Raw genomic sequence first — 18,474 nt, 5'->3', positions numbered from 1 at the left:
GTCATTTCTTGAGTCTAGGTCAACAAAAAAACCTCGTCTCAGCAATCATACTGAGACAAGGGTCATTAAGAAGAAGGTATGACATTCATACATGCCGAAGCTTCTTTCAACTGTTCGCGAACGGCATCAAAGCCTGTACCGCCATAACTATTACGACGCGCGACCGCTTGTTCAGGGGTCAAAGCGTGATACACATCCTCTTCAATCAAGTCAGAATGTGTTTGGAACACAGACATTGGGAGTTCACGTAAATATAAGCGTTCATCGACACAGTATTTGACGAGTTTCCCAGTTACTTCATGCGCTTCACGGAACGGCATACCTTTTGTCGTCAAATAATCAGCAAGTTCAGTGGCATTTGAAAAATCGCGCTCTGTTGCTTGCTTCATCGTGTCTGGATGGAACGTCAATTCGTTCATCATCCCGGCCATAATGCTGAGTGAGCCTTGAACAGTCTTAACCGTGTCAAACATGCCTTCTTTATCCTCTTGCAAATCTTTATTATAAGCGAGCGGAAGTCCTTTCATAAGCGTCAACAATCCCATCAAGTTTCCGATGACGCGTCCCGATTTTCCACGTACGAGTTCAGCCATGTCTGGATTTTTCTTCTGTGGCATCATACTCGATCCGGTAGAGAATGTATCGGACACAGTAATGAAGCGGTATTCTTCACTAGCCCAAAGAATCAACTCCTCACAAAAGCGCGAGAGGTGCATCATGAGGATCGACGCGTTCGATAAGAATTCGAGAATGAAATCACGATCGCTCACTGCGTCTAAGCTGTTCGGATAGACTCGGTCAAAGCCGAGAAGTTCAGCTGAACGGGCTCGGTCAATCGGGAACGTCGTCCCTGCGAGCGCACCGGCTCCAAGAGGAGACCAGTCAATTCGCTTCAAACTGTCTGAGAAGCGTTCTTTGTCGCGTTCGAGCATCCAAAAATAGGCGAGCAAATGATGCGACAAAGAGATCGGCTGTGCACGTTGGAGATGCGTATAGCCAGGCATAATCGTCTCTACGTTTACTGAAGCGTGTGCATGCAACTCACGTTGAAGTGATTCAATCAATTGAATCACTTCTTTCACACGTGCTTTCAAGTAAAGATGCATGTCTGTCGCAACTTGATCGTTACGACTACGTGCCGTATGCATTTTTCCGGCAACCGGGCCAATTTCTTCATGAAGCAAAGCCTCTAAATTCATATGGATGTCTTCATGATATACTTCGAACGCCAACTCGCCAGCGATGGCCTTCTGCTTGAGTTGTTGTAATCCTTCAAGGATTTGAGTGACTTCTTCTTTTGAAAGGATGTTTTGGTCTCCGAGCATCATCACATGTGCCATGCTACCTTCTAAATCTTCAAGGACGAGTTGAGCGTCGAATTCAATCGAGGCGCCGAACGCATCGACCCAATCACTGGCCGTCTTTTCAAAACGTCCTCCCCATAATTTACTCATGAATGAACGCTCCTTTTTCCATCAATACCTCTGACTGAACTTTTGTCGGCAAGCCCCAAAGCTTGATAAATCCGACAGCGGCTTGTTGATCAAACGTGTCCGCCGAAGTATATGTCGCAAGCTCCTCATCATATAGTGAAATCGGTGACTTACGACCGTCTACGATTGCTTGGCCTTTGAAGAGTTTCATCCGAACGGTACCTGTGACAGTCTGTTGTGTCTCATCGATGAATGCGAGTAGTGCTTTTGTGAGAGGTGAATACCACAGTCCGTTATAAATCGTCTCAGTCAATTTTTGTTCGACGATTGGTTTGAAATGAGCCACTTCACGTACGAGTGTCAATGCCTCAAGGGCCTTATGGGCCGTGATCAGCGTCATCGCGCCAGGAGCCTCATATACTTCACGTGATTTGATGCCGACGACACGGTTCTCAATGTGGTCGATTTTCCCGACTCCATGCGCCCCGGCGACGATATTCAACTCTTTTAAAAGATCTGTGAACGATTGGTTCTTCCCATTGATGGCTACCGGTACCCCATTCTTAAATTCGATTTCAAGATATGTCGGTTCATGAGGTGTATCTTCAAGTGCTGCTGTTAACTCATAAGCACTTTCCGGCGGTGCCGCCCAAGGGTCTTCTAAAATGCCACATTCAATCGCCCGTCCCCAAATATTTTGATCAATAGAGAAAGGTTCTTCTTGAACGATTGGAATAGGGATATTGTGTTTTGCCGCGTATGCAATCTCCTCTTCACGTGACCATTTCCATTCCCGTACAGGTGCAACGATTTCAAGTGACGGATCGAGTGCATGGATGGACACTTCGAAACGAACTTGGTCGTTTCCTTTTCCTGTACATCCGTGGGCCACAGCGACTGCACCTTCTGCTTGTGCCACTTCGACCAACTTTTTCGAGATGAGTGGGCGTGATAGAGCAGATACGAGCGGATATACACCTTCATACAATGTATGCGCCTGCATCGAGTAGCGTGCGAAGTCGCTCACGAATTCATCGACAGCGTCGATGACGATTGATTTTTTTGCCCCGACTTTCATCGCTTTTTGTTGAATCTTCTCTAAATCTTTTCCTTCCCCAACGTTTAAACATACGGCGATGACATCATATCCTTGTTCATCCAACCATTTGATTGCAACCGATGTATCAAGTCCGCCTGAGTAAGCCAATACGAGTTTCTGTTTCAAAATGTAAGCACCCCTTATGAATAATTATTAATTTTTATTTATAAATATACGAATTAGTGTAAGGGATAATACCTAAAGTGGCAACCTTTTTTTGAAAATAAAAATGACCACGAAAGATATTCGAGGTCATCATTGTTCGATTGTTAGCTCTGGTAACCATTGCAACATATGTTCGCTGACAGGAGAGAAGAGCTCGGGTTTTGCTGATTGTAACGGGACGACTTCATAATGTCCTTCTGATGATTTCTGTGTAAATGTTGGATAAAACATAGGATTTTTCAATTCGAACGTTGAAACATCGTCTTCTGTTGTTTTGACAACGTCAATTCCGATGATCCCACCCGTATTTCGATCATCGCCTTGTTGTCCAGATAAGAAGTTACCGAGTGAATACACGACGAATGTTTGATTGCCATCAGCTCCCTCAAGCATCTTCGGTGGTTGTAGGACGTGTGGGTGGTGACCGATGATGATATCGACACCGAGGTCTGAAAGAGTTTGAGCAAGCTCAGTCTGACTTTCGTTCGGTAATGTCTCGTATTCTGTTCCAAAATGTAAGGATACTACGGTCAAATCGGTAGTTTGTTCTGCTTTCTCGATTTCAGGGCGCATTTGCTCAAGGTCGATATAGTTGACGTGGTATGGCTGTTTTGGAATCACGCCGTTCGTTCCGTACGTATAGGCTAAAAAGGAAAAGGAAATCTCGTTCGCGGTCAATGTACGGATGTTTGCCTTATCTTCAGCAGATAAGAAGGAACCGGTGTAAGGCATTCCGATTTCATTCCAGTGACCAATCGAATTCTCAATCGCACGAACCCCGCGATCTAGCGTATGATTGTTCGCCGTCGTGACTAAATCAATTCCGGCACGTTGCAAAGCATCGCCAATCTCGAATGGGCTGTTGAAAGCCGGATAGCTCGATAACCCGATTTCGCTCCCGCCAATCATACTCTCTTGGTTAGCGATTGCGAGATCCGCTCGTTCTAAAATCGGCGCGACTTGTTCGAAAGAAGGATCAAAATCATATCCGTCATTGACACGGGCTGCATTGTATACCGAATCGTGCAGTAATATATCACCAATGGCATAGATGGATGCCGTCGTGACGGTTGACTCAGGTTCGGAAGGGGTCTCTTCTACAGGTGTCTCAACGATTGGCTCTTCGGTTTCAACTGAGGTTTCTTGATTTGTTGAAGAAGATTGACCACAGCTGAATAACAGAATCAAGCTTGAAGCGAATGTGAGATGAGAGATGGTTTTAAAGGGTTTCATCAAAAATCTCCTTTTCAAAATGGAATTAATCTCAATTTATATATTATTCGTCAAAAATTTAGAAAAATCCTTGTATATAAAAATGGCAGGTCAAGATGACCTGCCAAGAAGATTATTTGATATGTTTTTTCACCATGTCACGCATTCGGTTGAATTCACGTTGAATGACCTCACTCGGTGGAGGCGTCAGCAAACTAACGACATAAATGGCGAGTGCAGACAGGAAGAATGCTGGAATCATCTCATAGAGCGTTCCGAAGGTTCCAAATAGTGAAGCAGCATAGTTCTTCCAAAGGATAACGACAAATGCACCAGTCAACATCCCGGCAAGAGCGCCTTGACGAGTCGTCCGTTTCCAGAAAAGACTAAATAGAATGAGCGGTCCAAACGATGAACCGAATCCTGCCCAAGCATAGCCGACAAGGTTCAAGATTGTGTCATCTGCATCGAGCGCAAGGACAATTGATACGACCGATACGAGAACAACTGTGATTCGCCCGACCATGACGAGTTCGCGGTCTCCTGCGTCCTTACGGAAGAATTTTTGATAGAAGTCTGTCGTCGCGGCACTCGATGAGACGAGCAATTGTGATGAAATTGTCGACATGATGGCAGCGAGTAAAGCCGCTAATAATACACCGGTCACTAGGTCAGGGAACAATAGATCCGATAGGTTAATAAAAATGTTTTCAGGATTATCGATTGTCAGTCCTTGTTGCGTGTAATAGGCAAGTCCAAACAATCCGGTCGCCATCGCCCCGACGACGGTGAAGACCATCCATGAGATTCCAATACGACGTGCCGTTTTTATGTCTTCTAATTTCCCGATTGCCATAAAACGAACGATGATATGTGGTTGGCCAAAATAACCGAGTCCCCATGCAAATAAAGAAATGATTCCAATGAGCGATTGACCCGTCCATGGGTCGAGTAACGCTTCATCGATATCCCGAACCGTATCTAATGCGTTCGACACACCATCTGTCGCCATGATGGCGATTGCCGGTACAAAAATGAGTGCGAAAAGCATGATGAGTCCTTGAACAAAGTCTGTCCAGCTAACGGCTAAAAAACCACCGATGAACGTATACAAAATGATGATCGAGGCGAGAATAATGACACCTGTTACGAATTCAATGTCGAAGACGGCATTGAATAGTCGACCACCTGCAACGAACCCGCTCGTCGCATACAACGTGAAAAAGATGAGGGTGACGGCAGCAGAAAAAGAACGTAATAACCCTTTTGAGTCTTTAAACCGCTTCTCAAAAAAGTCTGGAATCGTGATCGCATCATCCGATATGTAAGAATAAATGCGTAATCTTGGAGCGACCAACAACCAGTTCAAATAGGCGCCAATTGTCAACCCGATGACAATCCAACCGCTTGAGATTCCCGTTGCATACATCGCACCAGGTAAGCCCATCAAGAGCCATCCACTCATGTCAGACGCGCCGGCCGATAAGGCTGCGACGCCGGGACCAAGTGCTCGTCCACCTAACATATAATCGCCAATACTACTTGTTCTTCGATACGCGATGATCCCAAGTAAGACCATCAGTGCCATGTATACGACAATGGACACTAAAATTCCGTTCATCAACATCCCCCCGAAAGATAAAAAATATGAAAACGCTTTCAGTGATAGAGTATCACTTTGTCAAAATATTGTCACAACAATAGGGGAGATGTAAAGATATTTTTGATAGCTGGTCTTAACTTATCGAAATGCACAAGAGGCAAGATGGTCATTGACGAGACCGGTTGCTTGTAAGTGGGCATACACCGTGGTCGGACCTAAAAATTTGAATCCACGTCGTTTTAAGTCTTTACTCAATCGCTCAGACAATTCTGTCGTTGCGGGGACTTCTTCAAGCCGTTCCCATGCATTGATGATTGGTTCATGATCAACGAACGACCAAATATATGAATCGAATGAACCGAACTCTTCTTGTATCTTCATGAACTGTTTCGCATTATTGATGGAGGCTTCGATTTTTCGGCGGTTCCGGACGATGCCACTGTTTGCCATCAGTCTCTCAATGTCTGCTTCTGAAAAATGAGCCACTTCGTTTACCTCAAAATTCGCATATGCGGAGCGATAGTTTTCACGTTTTCTTAAAATTGTAATCCAGCTGAGTCCAGCCTGTGCACTCTCAAGCGTCAGGCACTCAAAATGTTTTTGGTCATCATGGACAGGTTTACCCCATTCCTCGTCATGATAGCGGACATATAGCGGGTCAGACCCGCACCACGGACAGCGAATTGTTTCTTCCACCACAATCAACTCCTTTTTTCATAAGTGTAGCATGTCTCAACGGTTATCGATTAGAAAGTATGGGTATAATGTGTGGGAATGGAGGCATCAATAATGAGTGATTGGATGATTTCGATTATTGAACAGTACGGATACATAGGAATTGCGTTCATGATCTTCATTGAGAACGTTTTTCCGCCAATCCCTTCTGAAGTCGTATTACTCTTTGGTGGTTTTTTTGCTGTAAAGACGAACTTGTCCATCATGCTCGTCATCGTGGCATCGACAGTTGGAGCCATATTAGGAGCAGTCTTATTATACGGACTAGGTTTGTTATTTGATGTTGAGCAAATTGAAAAGTGGACGAAGAAATATGGAAAGTGGATTCGGCTTGATATTAACGATGTCAAAAAAGCAGATGCCTGGTTCGATCGATACGGAGGGTGGATGGTCTTCTTTGGGCGATTGATGCCGGTCGTTCGAAGTCTCATCTCAATCCCGGCAGGTATGTCGAATATGCCATTCTTAAAGTTTTTGCTCCTCAGTACTGCCGGAACAGCGATTTGGAACACAATCTTGGTCTTGATCGGAATGAAAGTCGGTGAGAACTGGCAAGATATACTTGCCTATCTAGATGCCTATTCTTATACGATTTACGCTCTGTTGCTCGTTGGGTTAATCGGATACCTCATCTGGCGAAAAAAGCGACATGCTAAAAAGGCAGTAAAAGAATGAATGAATAAATGAGACGATAAAACAGGCGGACCGAAAATTCGGTTCGCCTGTTCACTCTTCGTTTTTCTTTTCTGGTAATACTTTTGTGAGCGTCTTTTCTGTCTTTTCGGCCAAGTATTCCGAGAATCGGAATAAAATGATTCCCACAATGGCTGACACGAAAATATAAAGACCGACAAACAAGTTGATTGCTCCGTTTGAGAGGGCGGTAAACAAAATCGAGAACTCACCACGTGGAGCGAGAGAAAACCCAGCCTCATTCGCCTGGACGCGAGATAACCCGTAAATTCTTCCTCCAACGCGACCGACAATCCACTTCGACAAGACCCCCCAAACAATCAATACAAAGAATAAGGTGTTAACGATGACACCTTTTTCCAAGTTGATTGAAATTCCGAATGAAATAAAGAAGATTGGGAGAAACAAGTCACGAACGGGTACCGTCAAACGTTTGAGCGGACGAACGTCATGGATATCCGCAAGCATGATTCCGGCAATAAAGGCTCCTAAAATCTCAGATAGACCAAATACCATACCGATTCCGGCGAAGAATAGAATGAGTCCGATGAGCCCGATACTCGCATCATCCTGACGTAAGAGGTGTTTCGAGAACTTCTGTTGTTTCGACACAAAGCTCGATCCGATAAACAATAATACCCCGAAAATCAGAAATCCTGCGAATACTTTCCCGATATCTGTCATGGCGACCGGTTCCTCTTGAATGATGAATGGCGCAATCGTCAATAACAGTGGTGCGAATATATCTTCAAAAATAAGTAGAGCAAGGACGAATTCTTTAATATCTTCATGTTTTTCGGAGTGGCGCTCAAGTAGTTTCGCTGAAATCGAAGAGCTCGTTGCGTATAGAACGGCACCAATTAAGAAGGCACGCGGAAAGTCCAATCCAAACAGTAAGGCGATTCCGAATGAGACGCCGAACGATAGGACGATGTCTAATACGCCTGCTTTCCATACTTTTCGCATGCGCTTCCATAATTCGCGTAACGGAAACTTTAACCCGAGAAGGAAAAATAAAAGGATGATTCCGATTTCACCAGCAATTTTAAATACTTCGTTTCCATCCCAGAAAAAACCGACCCCAACTCCGATGGCGATAAACGCTAAAATACTTGGAAAGTATAGGCGTTCAATCAGGAGACTGAAGACGGAGATAAGCGTGAGCGCCAGTCCAAGCAACACGATGATGTTCAATCCATCCATAAGTCATCTCCTTTGTAGAAGTGTGTTAACTTTCTAGTTGATTCCATTGATACTCCATACCGACTGATTCTGGCCGTGAATAATCAAAGCCGAATTGACGATACAAGCCATCAGCAGGAATATCGGCAATCAGACTGATAATGGCCGTCTCATCTGCCTCTTTTAGAATCCACTCCATTAAATTTTCCATGATTAATTTACCAAGACCTAGTCCTTGGCATTCTGGATCGACGACGATGTCGACTAGATGAAAGACCATTCCGCCGTCCCCAACGACACGCCCCATCCCGACAATCTCATCACCTAAATATAAACAGACGCCAAATAGCGTGTTCTTAAGCCCTTTGACCGTACTTTCATCTGAGCGTCGAGGCATCCCCGCCTTCACCCGCAACGACTGATGTTGCTCCGGTGTCGGTGTCTCAACTTTTACAGTGACTTCATTGACCATGCTAAAATCCCCCTCTACACAAGTTAATATTACTTTCCCGCTATATTGAATGAGTAAACCTTGATTTATGAAAATAGCTGTCGGCATAATGAAAAGTAGACAGGGGGAATATCGGATGATACAGGGTCAATCAATCTTGCCGGCGATTCGAGATATGCGCGATTTAGAACGATTTTTATCGAGTGAACTTGAAGTAGGAGTCTTACTTGAAATTCATATGAGTCGATTAGAACCTATCTTCAAATTATTAGAAAAGCATCAGAAAAAAGTCTTTATTCATATGGACCTAATCCAAGGAATGAAAGCGGATGAATTTGCAACTGAGTATGTCTGTCAAACGTATCGACCGTTTGGAGTCATCTCGACGAAAGGGAACGTGATTGTACGGGCAAAACAAAATCATGTGTTGACGGTGCAACGCTTGTTTTTAATTGACTCGACATCATTGGAAAAGAGCATCAAGCATATTGAACGATCAAAACCAGACTACATCGAGGTCCTACCTGGAATCGTTCCGAAGTATATCCGACGAGTACAGGAGAGAACAGGTATACCTGTATTTGCAGGAGGGTTGATTGAGACGACGGAAGAAGTGGATGCAGCCCTTGCCGCTGGGGCAAGTGTCATCACGACCTCAAATCGTAAACTGTGGACTGAGTAAGCCACATTCGGGTATACACTCTTCTAGGAGGGATGAACAGATGAAAGATATTATGATCATTACAGGTGTCACGCAAGGGATTGGCTACGCGCTCGCTAATGCGTTCGTAAATCAATATGAAGTTGTTGGCTTGGACATTGGTGAAGATCCGAATATAAAAGGGGTGTCCTTTTACCAAGTTGACCTTGGCAAGACGGAAGCGCTACAGGGTGTATTCGAAGACATAAAGTCACGTTTTGGACATGCTCATGTATTGATTAACAACGGGGGGATTGCCTCTCTCGTCAAACCGATTGACGAACTTGAAATCGATACGTTCAAACGAGTCATCGACGTCAATTTAGTAGGAACGTTTACTTGTGCGAAATACTTTTTGGAATTGAACAAAGATGAGTCATATGGTCGCATCGTCAATATGGCTTCGACACGTGCTATGCAAAACGAACCGCACTGGGATGCGTATGGGGCTTCTAAAGGTGGAATTGTCGGTTTGACCCATTCACTTGCCATTTCATTGAGTGATCGACCGATAACTGTGAATGCGATTAGCCCGGGCTGGATTCATACATCAGACGAAGCGTTACGAGAAGTCGACCATCGTCAGCATCCTTCTGGCCGTGTCGGCGAACCGGCTGACATTGTCCGAGCGGTACGGTATTTGATTGACCGAAACAATGACTTCGTAAACGGTCACAATCTCGTCGTCGATGGCGGAATGACGAAGAAAATGATTTACGAAGAGTGATAAGACTATATACCTAATTATAGAAAGAATTTAGGTTATTTATGCCTAATTCCGGGTAAGTAATAGAAGAGTTTTCATCCGGAAGAAGGGGGAATTGACATGAACCCGCTTGTAGAAGAAGCGCTTCGCTTTTCATCGATTCGTCATGGAGGGCAGCACCGGAAAGGGTCATCGATTCCATATTTGTCACACCCGTTTTCTGTAGCACTGTTGCTCGAGACGGATCACCAACCACCAACGGTCGTTGCAGCTGGACTCTTACACGATTTAATTGAGGATTCGAAAACGGATCCTCAAGAAATCTTAGCTAGATTCGGTCCGGACGTATTACGCCTTGTACTCGCCGTTTCTGAGAAGAACCGTGAACAGACGTGGGAACAACGAAAACAGATGACTCTTGAGCACATCTCATCGTTACAATTCGATGAGGTCGCACTCCTCGTAGCGGATAAGCTACATAATCTACGTTCCATACGTTATGATTTAGAGATGGAAGGGATGACGGTGTGGCAACGTTTCAAACGTCCGATGCGAGATCAGTCTTGGTACTACCATCAGTTGTTACATGCATTCGAACCGTTTCGTAGTTCGACGGATTTGATTGGCTTGTATGAGCAGGAACTTAATTCTTTGTTTTATGGTGAAAAGAATGTAAAAAATGAGAAAGTATTGAGACTATTTGAATCTATCCTAACCTGTTTCATAGAAGATGAATGGGTCCAAGAAGTGGCACCACTCTGTCAAACCGCATATGAATTAAAGGAAATTGTTGCTCGTAATGCTGTAGAGGACGAGGAGAATGAGGCGTTTCGACAGCAACTAGAGCGAGCGGGTTGGACTTATCCGATGCTAGCTCCGCAGTTAGCAGCGTTGCAAGAACTTGGTTATCGGACTGCTATGGACGCATCGGATTTTGTTGCGCTCATGCGTCGCTCGATTGTCAACTAGATAGGTTCATGCTATAGTCAAGAGGAAGATAAAAAGGGGAGTAGCGACCACGCACGTGGTCGGTGGGTCGTCATTACAGTGTGCATGCACTCGGTCCATCGAGCTTTTACAAGTCCGCAAGACCTTTTTATGGGCGTTTTTGTCGTCCATAAAAAGGTCTTTTTTGTTTACCCAAGGAGGAGAAAAAATGGTATTTGTTTATTTCTTATTAGCTGCGGCCATCACGGTCTATGCCGCAATCAAGTTGTCCACATACGCCGATGTCATGACGGAAAAGTCAAAAATGGGCGGGATGCTCGTCGGTACCGTTTTGTTGGCAGGAGCGACGTCACTACCTGAAGTGACGACGAGTATATCAGCGGTCATGATTGACAACCCGGACATCGCTATCGGAAACATGCTCGGGTCTAACTTGTTCAATATTTTTATTTTAGCGATGTTCGATTTGTATTTCCGTCAAAAGCAACTCTTTAACTATGCGAGCCGTGATCATCTATACACGGCAGGACTTGGTTTACTCTTGACCGTGACGACATTGATCGCCTTGATTGTCCGAGTCGATATGACGTTTATCGGAATCGGTGTTGACGCACTTTTAATTGCCCTTCTATACGGGATTGGAATTTACTATATCGGGAAGCAACCGAAAGAGCCGGTCGCTGAGCATGAAGTGGAAGAAGAGGTCGTTGTCAGTAAGTATGAAGACATCACGTTGAAACGAGCTGGATTCGGGTTTCTAATTGCTGCTGTCGTCATCATGGCAGCCGGAACGGCACTCTCCATCACAGGAGATCAAATCGCCGTCGTCACGGGACTCGGTTCTAGTTTCGTCGGGAGCTTTTTGATTGCCGCATCGACATCATTACCTGAGGCAGTCGCCGTGTTTATGGCGCTCAAGCTTCGAAACGTCAACTTGGCATTCGGTTCGATTCTCGGAAGTAACATCTTTAACATGCTCATTATCGCCATGTCGGACGTCTTCTATCGTAATGGTTCGATTTTGGCAGACGTATCGACTTCACATCTTGTGTCGGCGGTCGGGATTACGATTCTATCGATTCTCGTTATGTATAGCGTTCTCCGACAAAATGTCACGTCGAAGGTACGTTACGTCATTCCTTCGCTTCTCGTCGTTGTCGTTTACTTTGTTTCTTCCTACTTGATTTTTATCGGATGAGTTCATGCATCAGTCACAGGACTGATGCTTTTTTTATGGGAATGTGAGGTCGTCGCTTCGGGTATAGAGGAAAGGAGAGGAGGGGTGGCGATGCAAATGCATGAAGTGGAAACACGTCAAGCGTATACAATCTTGATTCCGGCCTATAACCCTGATGAGGCACTCGTCACACTCGTGGAGAAGTTGAGGGCGAGCGGGTTTTCGACCATCGTTGTGGTCAATGACGGTAGTGATGAGTCGACGGTAGGCATATTTGAAAAGGTGGCATCATTTGTTGATCAAGTGCTAGCGCACGAACAGAATCAAGGAAAAGGGGCAGCTCTGAAGACTGGATTGCAGTATATTGCGGAGACCTATCCTGACAAATTAGGTGTCATCACGGTTGACGCCGATGGGCAACATTTACCTGAGGATGTCGTCAATGTGTATGAGGAGGGAGTGAGTAAGCCGCATCATCTGATCATGGGGTGCCGTGACTTCAGTGGAGATGCGATTCCACTCCGAAGTCGGTTTGGGAATCAGGCGACACGACTCGTCATGTTGATCGGGAGTGGATTAAAGTTAAGAGATACTCAGACAGGACTACGTGCTATCCCGATACGATACGCGCGACAATTGATTGACATTCCGGGGAATCGATATGAGTTCGAGATGAACATGCTCACGTTCACGAAACGGTTGCAGGTCCCGATTCAACAGACGACCATCCAGACCGTTTATAAGAATGAAAATGACTCATCCCATTTCCGACCGATTCTCGACTCGATCTTAATTTACCGGATGTTTTTGATGTATTCACTATCGTCTGTCGCCTCGTTCCTTGTCGACGTCGGGATGTATGCGCTCTTCATTTATTTATTATCTCCATACTTCGACACGGCTCATGTCGTCATTGCGACGGTCATCGCTCGAATCATTTCTTCTTTATTCAATTATCTCGTTAATCGAAAAGTAGTCTTCGATTCGAAGGCGCGGCGGTCCCTTCCAAAATACTTTAGTCTCGTCGTGCTACAAATGGCCGTTTCTGCACTACTCGTTTATCTGTTGTTTCTCCTATTTAGACAAGGAGAGGTGATCTTAAAGGTGATCGTCGATAGCTTTCTCTTTTTCGTCAGTTATTATATCCAAAAAAGATGGATATTCAAAAAATAACCGGTCATGATTGCATGACCGGTTTAATATGCGAGCGTTCCTGTTTTGACGGACGTATAGCGATGTAGCTCTCTTGGGCTTGTAATGCCGGTTTTCTGCATCATATCACGCATGAGAAGAGCGCATACGCGAGCGTCTTCCGCGGCATCATGATGAATAAACGGCACGTTCAAGTATTCTGCCATCGTGTTCAACTTGTGGTTCGGGAGTCCTGGATACAGTTTACGTGATAATTTGACAGTGCATCCGTACTCAATTGTAGGGAAATCGAATAGATCATATTTCACAATTGCCTTTCTTAAGGCCCCCATATCAAAAGAGGCGTTATGTGCGATGACGAGGTCGACTTCTCGTAAAATCGGGTAAAGAGAGGCAAGTACTTCCGGTAACGCAGGGGCATCCCATACATCACTCGGACGAATGCCATGAACCCGTATGTTCCCCATATCAAAGTCTTCCTCTGGATTGACGAGTCGTTGATCAGTTTCGATGACTTCTCCATTTTGCAGGATGCTCCACCCGAGTGAGCAGATGCTACGGCTATCGCGGTTAGCGGTCTCCACGTCAAGTGCGAGAATGGTATGGCTCATAGTTTTCCTTCTTTCCTTTGCAATAAAAAAAGTCTAACAGAAAGTTAGACAAATGTCGTGCTCAAGCGGCAACGAGTGTTCGGCAAGCTTCCGCACAACGTTCACATGCTTTGGCACAGGCTTGACAATGGTCGTGCTGATGGCGTCCGCATTCAACCGCACACGTATCACAGACCTGGGCGCATAGTGCGACGATTGGTTTAGAGAAGGCTGAATCTGTTTCTAAGGCATTCAATGCGAGCGAACAGATGTCGGAACACTCACGTGTCAATCGGATGCATTCAGTGAACATGTGTAAATCTTCTTCTTGTAAACTTTTTGAGAAACAATGGTTACAAGCGCGCATGCATTCGATCACGCTCGTCAATGTCTCTTCAACAGATGTGCGTTCCATCAAAAATTCCCCCTTATATGAAAAAGTCTATCTAACATTACCCGTTCAGAAAGGGGTTGAATCGCATCATGCCAATAAAAAAGCCACACCTCATTCGAGATGTGACAAATTAATGGAGCATAGGGGGCTCGAACCCCTGACCTCTACGCTGCCAGCGTAGCGCTCTCCCAGCTGAGCTAATGCCCCGTTCGAAATCATTATATCATCGTAGTATTCGACATGGCAATTCCCTTTTGCAATTTAGGTTTATAAAATTGAAGACGTGGGAATTTCATGTTAGACGTTATATTAAGAAAGCAGGTGTGCTTCATGGAAATGATTCTTTTGGCACTCTTACCGGCACTCATGTGGGGAAGTATTCCACTTATCGTGTCGAAAGTGGGAGGAAAACCGATTCAGCAGTTAATCGGAACGACCATTGGGGCGATGATCATGGCGGCCGTGATTGCCCTCGTATTCCGACCGGAGTTCACGACACTCGCCATCGTGACCGGATTTATCTCAGGGGCGTTCTGGGCGCTCGGTCAATATTTGCAGTTCCAATCGTTCCAAATCCTAAGCGTCTCCAAAGCGATGCCGATCAGTACGGGGATGCAGCTCGTCGGGACGTCTCTCTTTGGGGTCATCGTACTCGGTGACTGGCAGACGACGACGGAGTTATGGTTAGGGTTTTCAGCGCTTGTCTTGATTATCATCGGGGCGACCATGACTTCATACCAACAGAAGAAAGATCAGGATAGTGCCGGAGCTTTGAAAAAGGGATTACTCGTCCTATTCGTCTCGAGTATCGGTTACGTCACGTATGCGGTCTTGACGAACTACTTTGAAGTAGAAGGCATCACCGCGATTCTTCCACAATCGGTCGGGATGTTCATCGCAGCACTTCTCTTCAGTATCCGTGAGAAGGACGTGAAGAAAATCGATCCACGTACGTTCAAGAATATTTTAGCCGGGATTGCCTGGGGGATCGGGAACTTCGGTCTCTTCGTCTCGAGCGGAGAAGTCGGGATTGCGACTTCATTCGCTTTATCTCAATTGAACGTCGTCGTGGCGACACTCGGTGGGATCTATCTCTTGAAAGAAGAGAAGACGACAAAGGAACGCGTCTATGTCTTTATGGGAATCGGCTTGATTGTCGTTGCCGGATTTATGCTTGGGATTGCCAAGAGTTAAATTTCGATTATGAAATGATAAGAACCCTGAATGCGCACTCGTGCTAGCGTGCCATCCAGGATTTTTTGATTAGCGATATTGAGGGAAAGCAGGAGATGACGTGATCGATATGGAAGTAATGCCTACTCATGTAATCTACATGGTACAGGTGCGTACCACATTCATGATTGCTCGTAAAATGACAGAGTAAAGGGGAAACGAATCATGGAATCAAACGTAGTGACGATATCAACGCTCGTCGATGCACCAATCGACACTGTCTGGACACTGTGGACAGACCCAGATCATATCAAACAGTGGAATCATGCGTCTGACGATTGGCATACGACCGAAGCGGAAAACGACTTACAGATTGGCGGGAAATTTCGAAGTCGGATGGAAGCAAAAGATCAAAGCATGGGCTTTGATTTTGAAGGAGTATATGAAGAAGTTAAAGTAAATGAGCTCATTCAGTATCGTCTTGAAGATGAACGGAGAGTTAGAATTTCATTTGCTTCAGAAGGTGATCAGACGAAGGTGGTCGAGGTGTTTGATGCAGAATCGATGAATCCGGTTGAAATGCAACGACAAGGCTGGCAGGCAATTCTCGACAATTTCACTCGATATGTGAATGGTAAGAGTGTATAAAAGATAAACAGATGCTTTGAACAGCAGCTCCCTTTTCAATGATATGAACAAGGTTTTGGAGAATACTGAGCGATGCGATGATGTTGAGTGGTGTTTAAGCGTCTTTCATCGAGTTGGAGTAAATAAATCCGTGCACATGGTCCGTTGTGGTGGGCGCTCCTAAATGTGCAAAATGTGCTTGTCCGAATTTGTTAGTAGAGTTTCGTCAACTAAATTATTTCGTTCATTCTTTTCTCGATGCGTTAGAAGTCGCTCAGCTCGAACATTTTCCTGTTGAATGTGCGCTCAAGTTGACTCGCTGTGCCTTCTTCAAATCGATAGGGAAACTCGAAAGGACTCATATACTATTAGGGAGATTTAAAAAAAAGAGGGGTTCGGTCATCAATTTTTGGTGGCTAGACCCCTTTTTTACACTTTTGCCGATGATTTTGGCGATAAACTTCCGTAGGTGGACTGAATGGACTTTTTGAGAGAAGTCGTTCTGTAGAGAATGGGAAGAATTTTAGACGTGATGAACGAATGACTACTTGATGACTATACGTTCGAAGGATTGGATCGGTTCGTCCGGACGGTGTTCTCGTTCTCGGGAGTGATGGAACACTCCGAGTGGATGCGTGCGTCGCCGATAAGAAATATGTTCCTTACCTTTCTGACAGGAGGCGCGGAGCGCAAAAGAAAAATCATAAACAAGGACTTGGGCCATCTGCTTAAGCCATAATTGACATTAAGAGAGAAAAGAGTAAATTGATCATAGTGATTTATACTAGATATAGTCAACATATAATTCGGTATCGGCATATCCATAAACTCGAATAGCATCTTCAAGAACCTTTCTAGGAACATGAATTTTTTCAAGGATATCTAAAAGGTTTTTTCGGAGTTCCTCGGTGTCTGCCTTGATTTCTAACCATTCAATGTAGTTGTAGTCCCCAAGTCTGAAATGATAATACGACTCAGCATCCCACATCGAAATATAGCCTGTTTCAATATCTTTTGTCCGCCATTGGAAGTGAGTGGGATTAATGCACATTGCTTCTCTAACTTCTTCCCATTTTGTATTTCTCATCACTGGATGGGAGTAATAAGAGGTCATTTTAACTAAATCAGGCGAGAATTCTCTCTCCTCTAAGCGTCTTGGGGCGTAGCCCAGCGTAGGCGGGAGATGAATCGCCCGGTCCAATAGTCTTCTCCTCCTGTGACAGATATGACGAACAAAAGTTCGTCATTCCGTCAGATTCTCCATCCCCCTCCACGGGTATCGGATGAGGAGGACACATCACAATCTTCTGGAGGGAGGAGGGACGGACATGTTGAAAGGCTACACATACAGGCTCCACCCGACGCCGGCACAGGCCGAGTTCCTCATCAAGACGATCGGCTGCGCCCGGTTCATCTACAACAAGCTGCTCGAGGACCGCATCGCCATCCGCGAGGAGGCGAAAACGGGGAGCGGAACGAGACGGAAACCGGCGACACCCGCCTCCTACAAGCCCCTGTTCCCGTTCCTCGCCGAGGCGGACAGCCTCGCGCTCGCGAACGCAAAGCTGAACCTCGACACCGCGTTCGCGAAGTTCTTCGCCGGGACGGCCGGCTTCCCGGTGTTCAAGTCGAGACGAAAGGCGCGCGCCTCCTACACGACGAACAACCAGCACGGCACGATCCGCATCGAGGCGGGCAAGGTCCGTCTGCCGAAGGTCGGGTTCGTGCGGTTCACCCAACATCGTCCGTTCGAGGGCGTCATCCGGTCGGCGACGGTGTCGATGACGAGGACGGGCAAGTTCTTCATCTCCATCCTCGTCGCACAGGACGATGAACCATGGATCCCAGCCGAGCACAAGGTCGGGATCGACCTCGGTCTGGGACACTTCGCCGTCATGACGAACGACGCGATGGTCTCGGAGAAGATCGACAACCCTCGCTTTCTTCGAAAATCCGAAGCGAAGGTCAAGAAGGTGCAACGCGCGCTGTCACGCAAGAAAATTGGGAGCAAGAATCGTGAAAAAGCCAAATTACTTTTGGCCAAGAAACACGAAAAGATTGCCAACCAACGCAAGGACTTCCTTCACAAACTGTCGAGACGGGTCGTTGACGAGAACCAAGTCATCGTCGTGGAGACATTGAAGTCGAAGCATATGATGCAGAACCATCAGGTCGCCAAATCGATTGCAGATGTCAGCTGGCATGAGTTCGTCCGTCAACTCGAATACAAATCAAACTTCTGCGGACGGACGCTCATCAAGGCGGACCCCTGGTACGCATCGACACAAATCTGTTCTTCTTGTGGCGAGAAAGGTCAGAAGAAAGCGATGGACGTCCGTGAATGGACGTGTGCCTGTGGCGCGCATCATGACCGAGACATCAACGCGAGCATCAACCTATTGATGCTGGCCGACTGACAATCCTTCAGGGTGGG

Annotated in this window: 19 protein-coding genes and 1 tRNA gene; 9 read left to right on the top strand and 11 right to left on the bottom strand. The window is 45.7% G+C overall.

The annotated features are described in order from the left end of the window. Window positions 1–65 precede the first annotated feature (65 nt). The 5 genes from argH to LCM29_RS04805 form a co-directional block, all read right to left on the bottom strand. A complete protein-coding gene (gene argH, locus LCM29_RS04825; RefSeq protein ID WP_224861262.1) occupies window positions 66–1,454 on the bottom strand; it encodes an argininosuccinate lyase in 1,389 nt (462 codons plus the stop codon). Beyond that, the gene (locus tag LCM29_RS04820) at window positions 1,447–2,661 is read right to left on the bottom strand and encodes an argininosuccinate synthase (protein ID WP_214875150.1); all 1,215 of its coding nucleotides are present in this window, start codon (window positions 2,659–2,661) and stop codon (window positions 1,447–1,449) included. Before LCM29_RS04820 ends, argH begins: the two co-directional genes overlap by 8 nt. Before the next feature lie 126 nt (window positions 2,662–2,787). Further along, complete coding sequence (locus LCM29_RS04815; RefSeq protein ID WP_224861260.1) at window positions 2,788–3,930, bottom strand: CapA family protein; 1,143 nt, start codon at window positions 3,928–3,930, stop codon at window positions 2,788–2,790. Window positions 3,931–4,042: 112 nt separating this feature from the next. Further along, a complete protein-coding gene (putP, locus tag LCM29_RS04810; protein ID WP_318247816.1) occupies window positions 4,043–5,530 on the bottom strand; it encodes a sodium/proline symporter PutP in 1,488 nt (495 codons plus the stop codon). A 120-nt stretch (window positions 5,531–5,650) separates the two neighbouring features. Beyond that, entirely contained in the window at window positions 5,651–6,208 is a 558-nt protein-coding gene (locus tag LCM29_RS04805; RefSeq protein ID WP_224861258.1) for a DNA-3-methyladenine glycosylase I, read from the bottom strand. 93 nt (window positions 6,209–6,301) lie between these two features. Between LCM29_RS04805 and LCM29_RS04800 the strand changes: the two genes are divergently transcribed. Further along, entirely contained in the window at window positions 6,302–6,922 is a 621-nt protein-coding gene (locus tag LCM29_RS04800; protein WP_224861256.1) for a DedA family protein, read from the top strand. 51 nt (window positions 6,923–6,973) lie between these two features. On the opposite strand, the gene LCM29_RS04795 is transcribed toward LCM29_RS04800, so the two are convergent. Both LCM29_RS04795 and LCM29_RS04790 read right to left on the bottom strand, forming a co-directional pair. Beyond that, window positions 6,974–8,143 carry a cation:proton antiporter gene (locus tag LCM29_RS04795; RefSeq protein WP_214874462.1) on the bottom strand — a complete coding sequence of 390 codons (1,170 nt, stop codon included), beginning with the start codon at window positions 8,141–8,143 and terminating at the stop codon, window positions 6,974–6,976. A 25-nt stretch (window positions 8,144–8,168) separates the two neighbouring features. Then, window positions 8,169–8,594 (bottom strand): GNAT family N-acetyltransferase, encoded by a 426-nt coding sequence (locus LCM29_RS04790; protein ID WP_214874461.1) that lies wholly within the window; start codon window positions 8,592–8,594, stop codon window positions 8,169–8,171. Between the two features lie 115 nt (window positions 8,595–8,709). On the opposite strand from LCM29_RS04790, the gene LCM29_RS04785 reads away from it, so the two are divergent. The 5 genes from LCM29_RS04785 (at window position 8,710) to LCM29_RS04765 (ending at window position 13,277) form a co-directional block, all read left to right on the top strand. Further along, entirely contained in the window at window positions 8,710–9,255 is a 546-nt protein-coding gene (locus tag LCM29_RS04785; RefSeq protein WP_224861254.1) for a glycerol-3-phosphate responsive antiterminator, read from the top strand. A gap of 40 nt (window positions 9,256–9,295) precedes the next feature. Beyond that, window positions 9,296–10,000 carry an SDR family NAD(P)-dependent oxidoreductase gene (locus LCM29_RS04780; protein ID WP_224861252.1) on the top strand — a complete coding sequence of 235 codons (705 nt, stop codon included), beginning with the start codon at window positions 9,296–9,298 and terminating at the stop codon, window positions 9,998–10,000. Window positions 10,001–10,099: 99 nt separating this feature from the next. Beyond that, a complete protein-coding gene (locus LCM29_RS04775) occupies window positions 10,100–10,948 on the top strand; it encodes an HD domain-containing protein (RefSeq protein WP_224861249.1) in 849 nt (282 codons plus the stop codon). 187 nt (window positions 10,949–11,135) lie between these two features. Further along, complete coding sequence (locus LCM29_RS04770) at window positions 11,136–12,125, top strand: sodium:calcium antiporter (protein WP_224861247.1); 990 nt, start codon at window positions 11,136–11,138, stop codon at window positions 12,123–12,125. Between the two features lie 90 nt (window positions 12,126–12,215). Continuing rightward, window positions 12,216–13,277 (top strand): bifunctional glycosyltransferase family 2/GtrA family protein, encoded by a 1,062-nt coding sequence (locus LCM29_RS04765; RefSeq protein WP_224861245.1) that lies wholly within the window; start codon window positions 12,216–12,218, stop codon window positions 13,275–13,277. A 23-nt stretch (window positions 13,278–13,300) separates the two neighbouring features. On the opposite strand, the gene LCM29_RS04760 is transcribed toward LCM29_RS04765, so the two are convergent. The 3 genes from LCM29_RS04760 to LCM29_RS04750 form a co-directional block, all read right to left on the bottom strand. Continuing rightward, window positions 13,301–13,867, bottom strand: coding sequence for a 3'-5' exonuclease (locus LCM29_RS04760; protein WP_224861243.1), 567 nt, complete (start codon window positions 13,865–13,867; stop codon window positions 13,301–13,303). Between the two features lie 61 nt (window positions 13,868–13,928). After that, complete coding sequence (locus LCM29_RS04755) at window positions 13,929–14,261, bottom strand: four-helix bundle copper-binding protein (protein ID WP_214749944.1); 333 nt, start codon at window positions 14,259–14,261, stop codon at window positions 13,929–13,931. 113 nt (window positions 14,262–14,374) lie between these two features. Beyond that, window positions 14,375–14,447 (bottom strand) — tRNA-Ala (locus tag LCM29_RS04750). Between the two features lie 123 nt (window positions 14,448–14,570). Between LCM29_RS04750 and LCM29_RS04745 the strand changes: the two genes are divergently transcribed. Next, window positions 14,571–15,434: a GRP family sugar transporter gene (locus LCM29_RS04745; protein WP_214749946.1), complete on the top strand. Its 864-nt coding sequence runs from the start codon at window positions 14,571–14,573 to the stop codon at window positions 15,432–15,434. Between the two features lie 204 nt (window positions 15,435–15,638). Then, window positions 15,639–16,061 carry an SRPBCC family protein gene (locus LCM29_RS04740; RefSeq protein WP_224861240.1) on the top strand — a complete coding sequence of 141 codons (423 nt, stop codon included), beginning with the start codon at window positions 15,639–15,641 and terminating at the stop codon, window positions 16,059–16,061. Window positions 16,062–16,824: 763 nt separating this feature from the next. Here the strand turns inward: LCM29_RS04740 and LCM29_RS04735 are convergent. Next, entirely contained in the window at window positions 16,825–17,241 is a 417-nt protein-coding gene (locus tag LCM29_RS04735) for a DUF6678 family protein (protein ID WP_224861238.1), read from the bottom strand. Between the two features lie 127 nt (window positions 17,242–17,368). Between LCM29_RS04735 and tnpB the strand changes: the two genes are divergently transcribed. After that, entirely contained in the window at window positions 17,369–18,457 is a 1,089-nt protein-coding gene (tnpB, locus tag LCM29_RS04730) for an IS200/IS605 family element RNA-guided endonuclease TnpB (protein ID WP_224861236.1), read from the top strand. The last annotated feature ends 17 nt before the right edge of the window (window positions 18,458–18,474 follow it).

The sequence above is a fragment of the Exiguobacterium aestuarii genome (assembly GCF_020171655.1).
Classification (GTDB): Bacteria; Bacillota; Bacilli; order Exiguobacteriales; family Exiguobacteriaceae; genus Exiguobacterium; species Exiguobacterium aestuarii_A.
The sequence above is the reverse complement of the archived record's forward strand: the minus strand, read 5'-3'. Positions and strand labels throughout refer to the sequence as shown.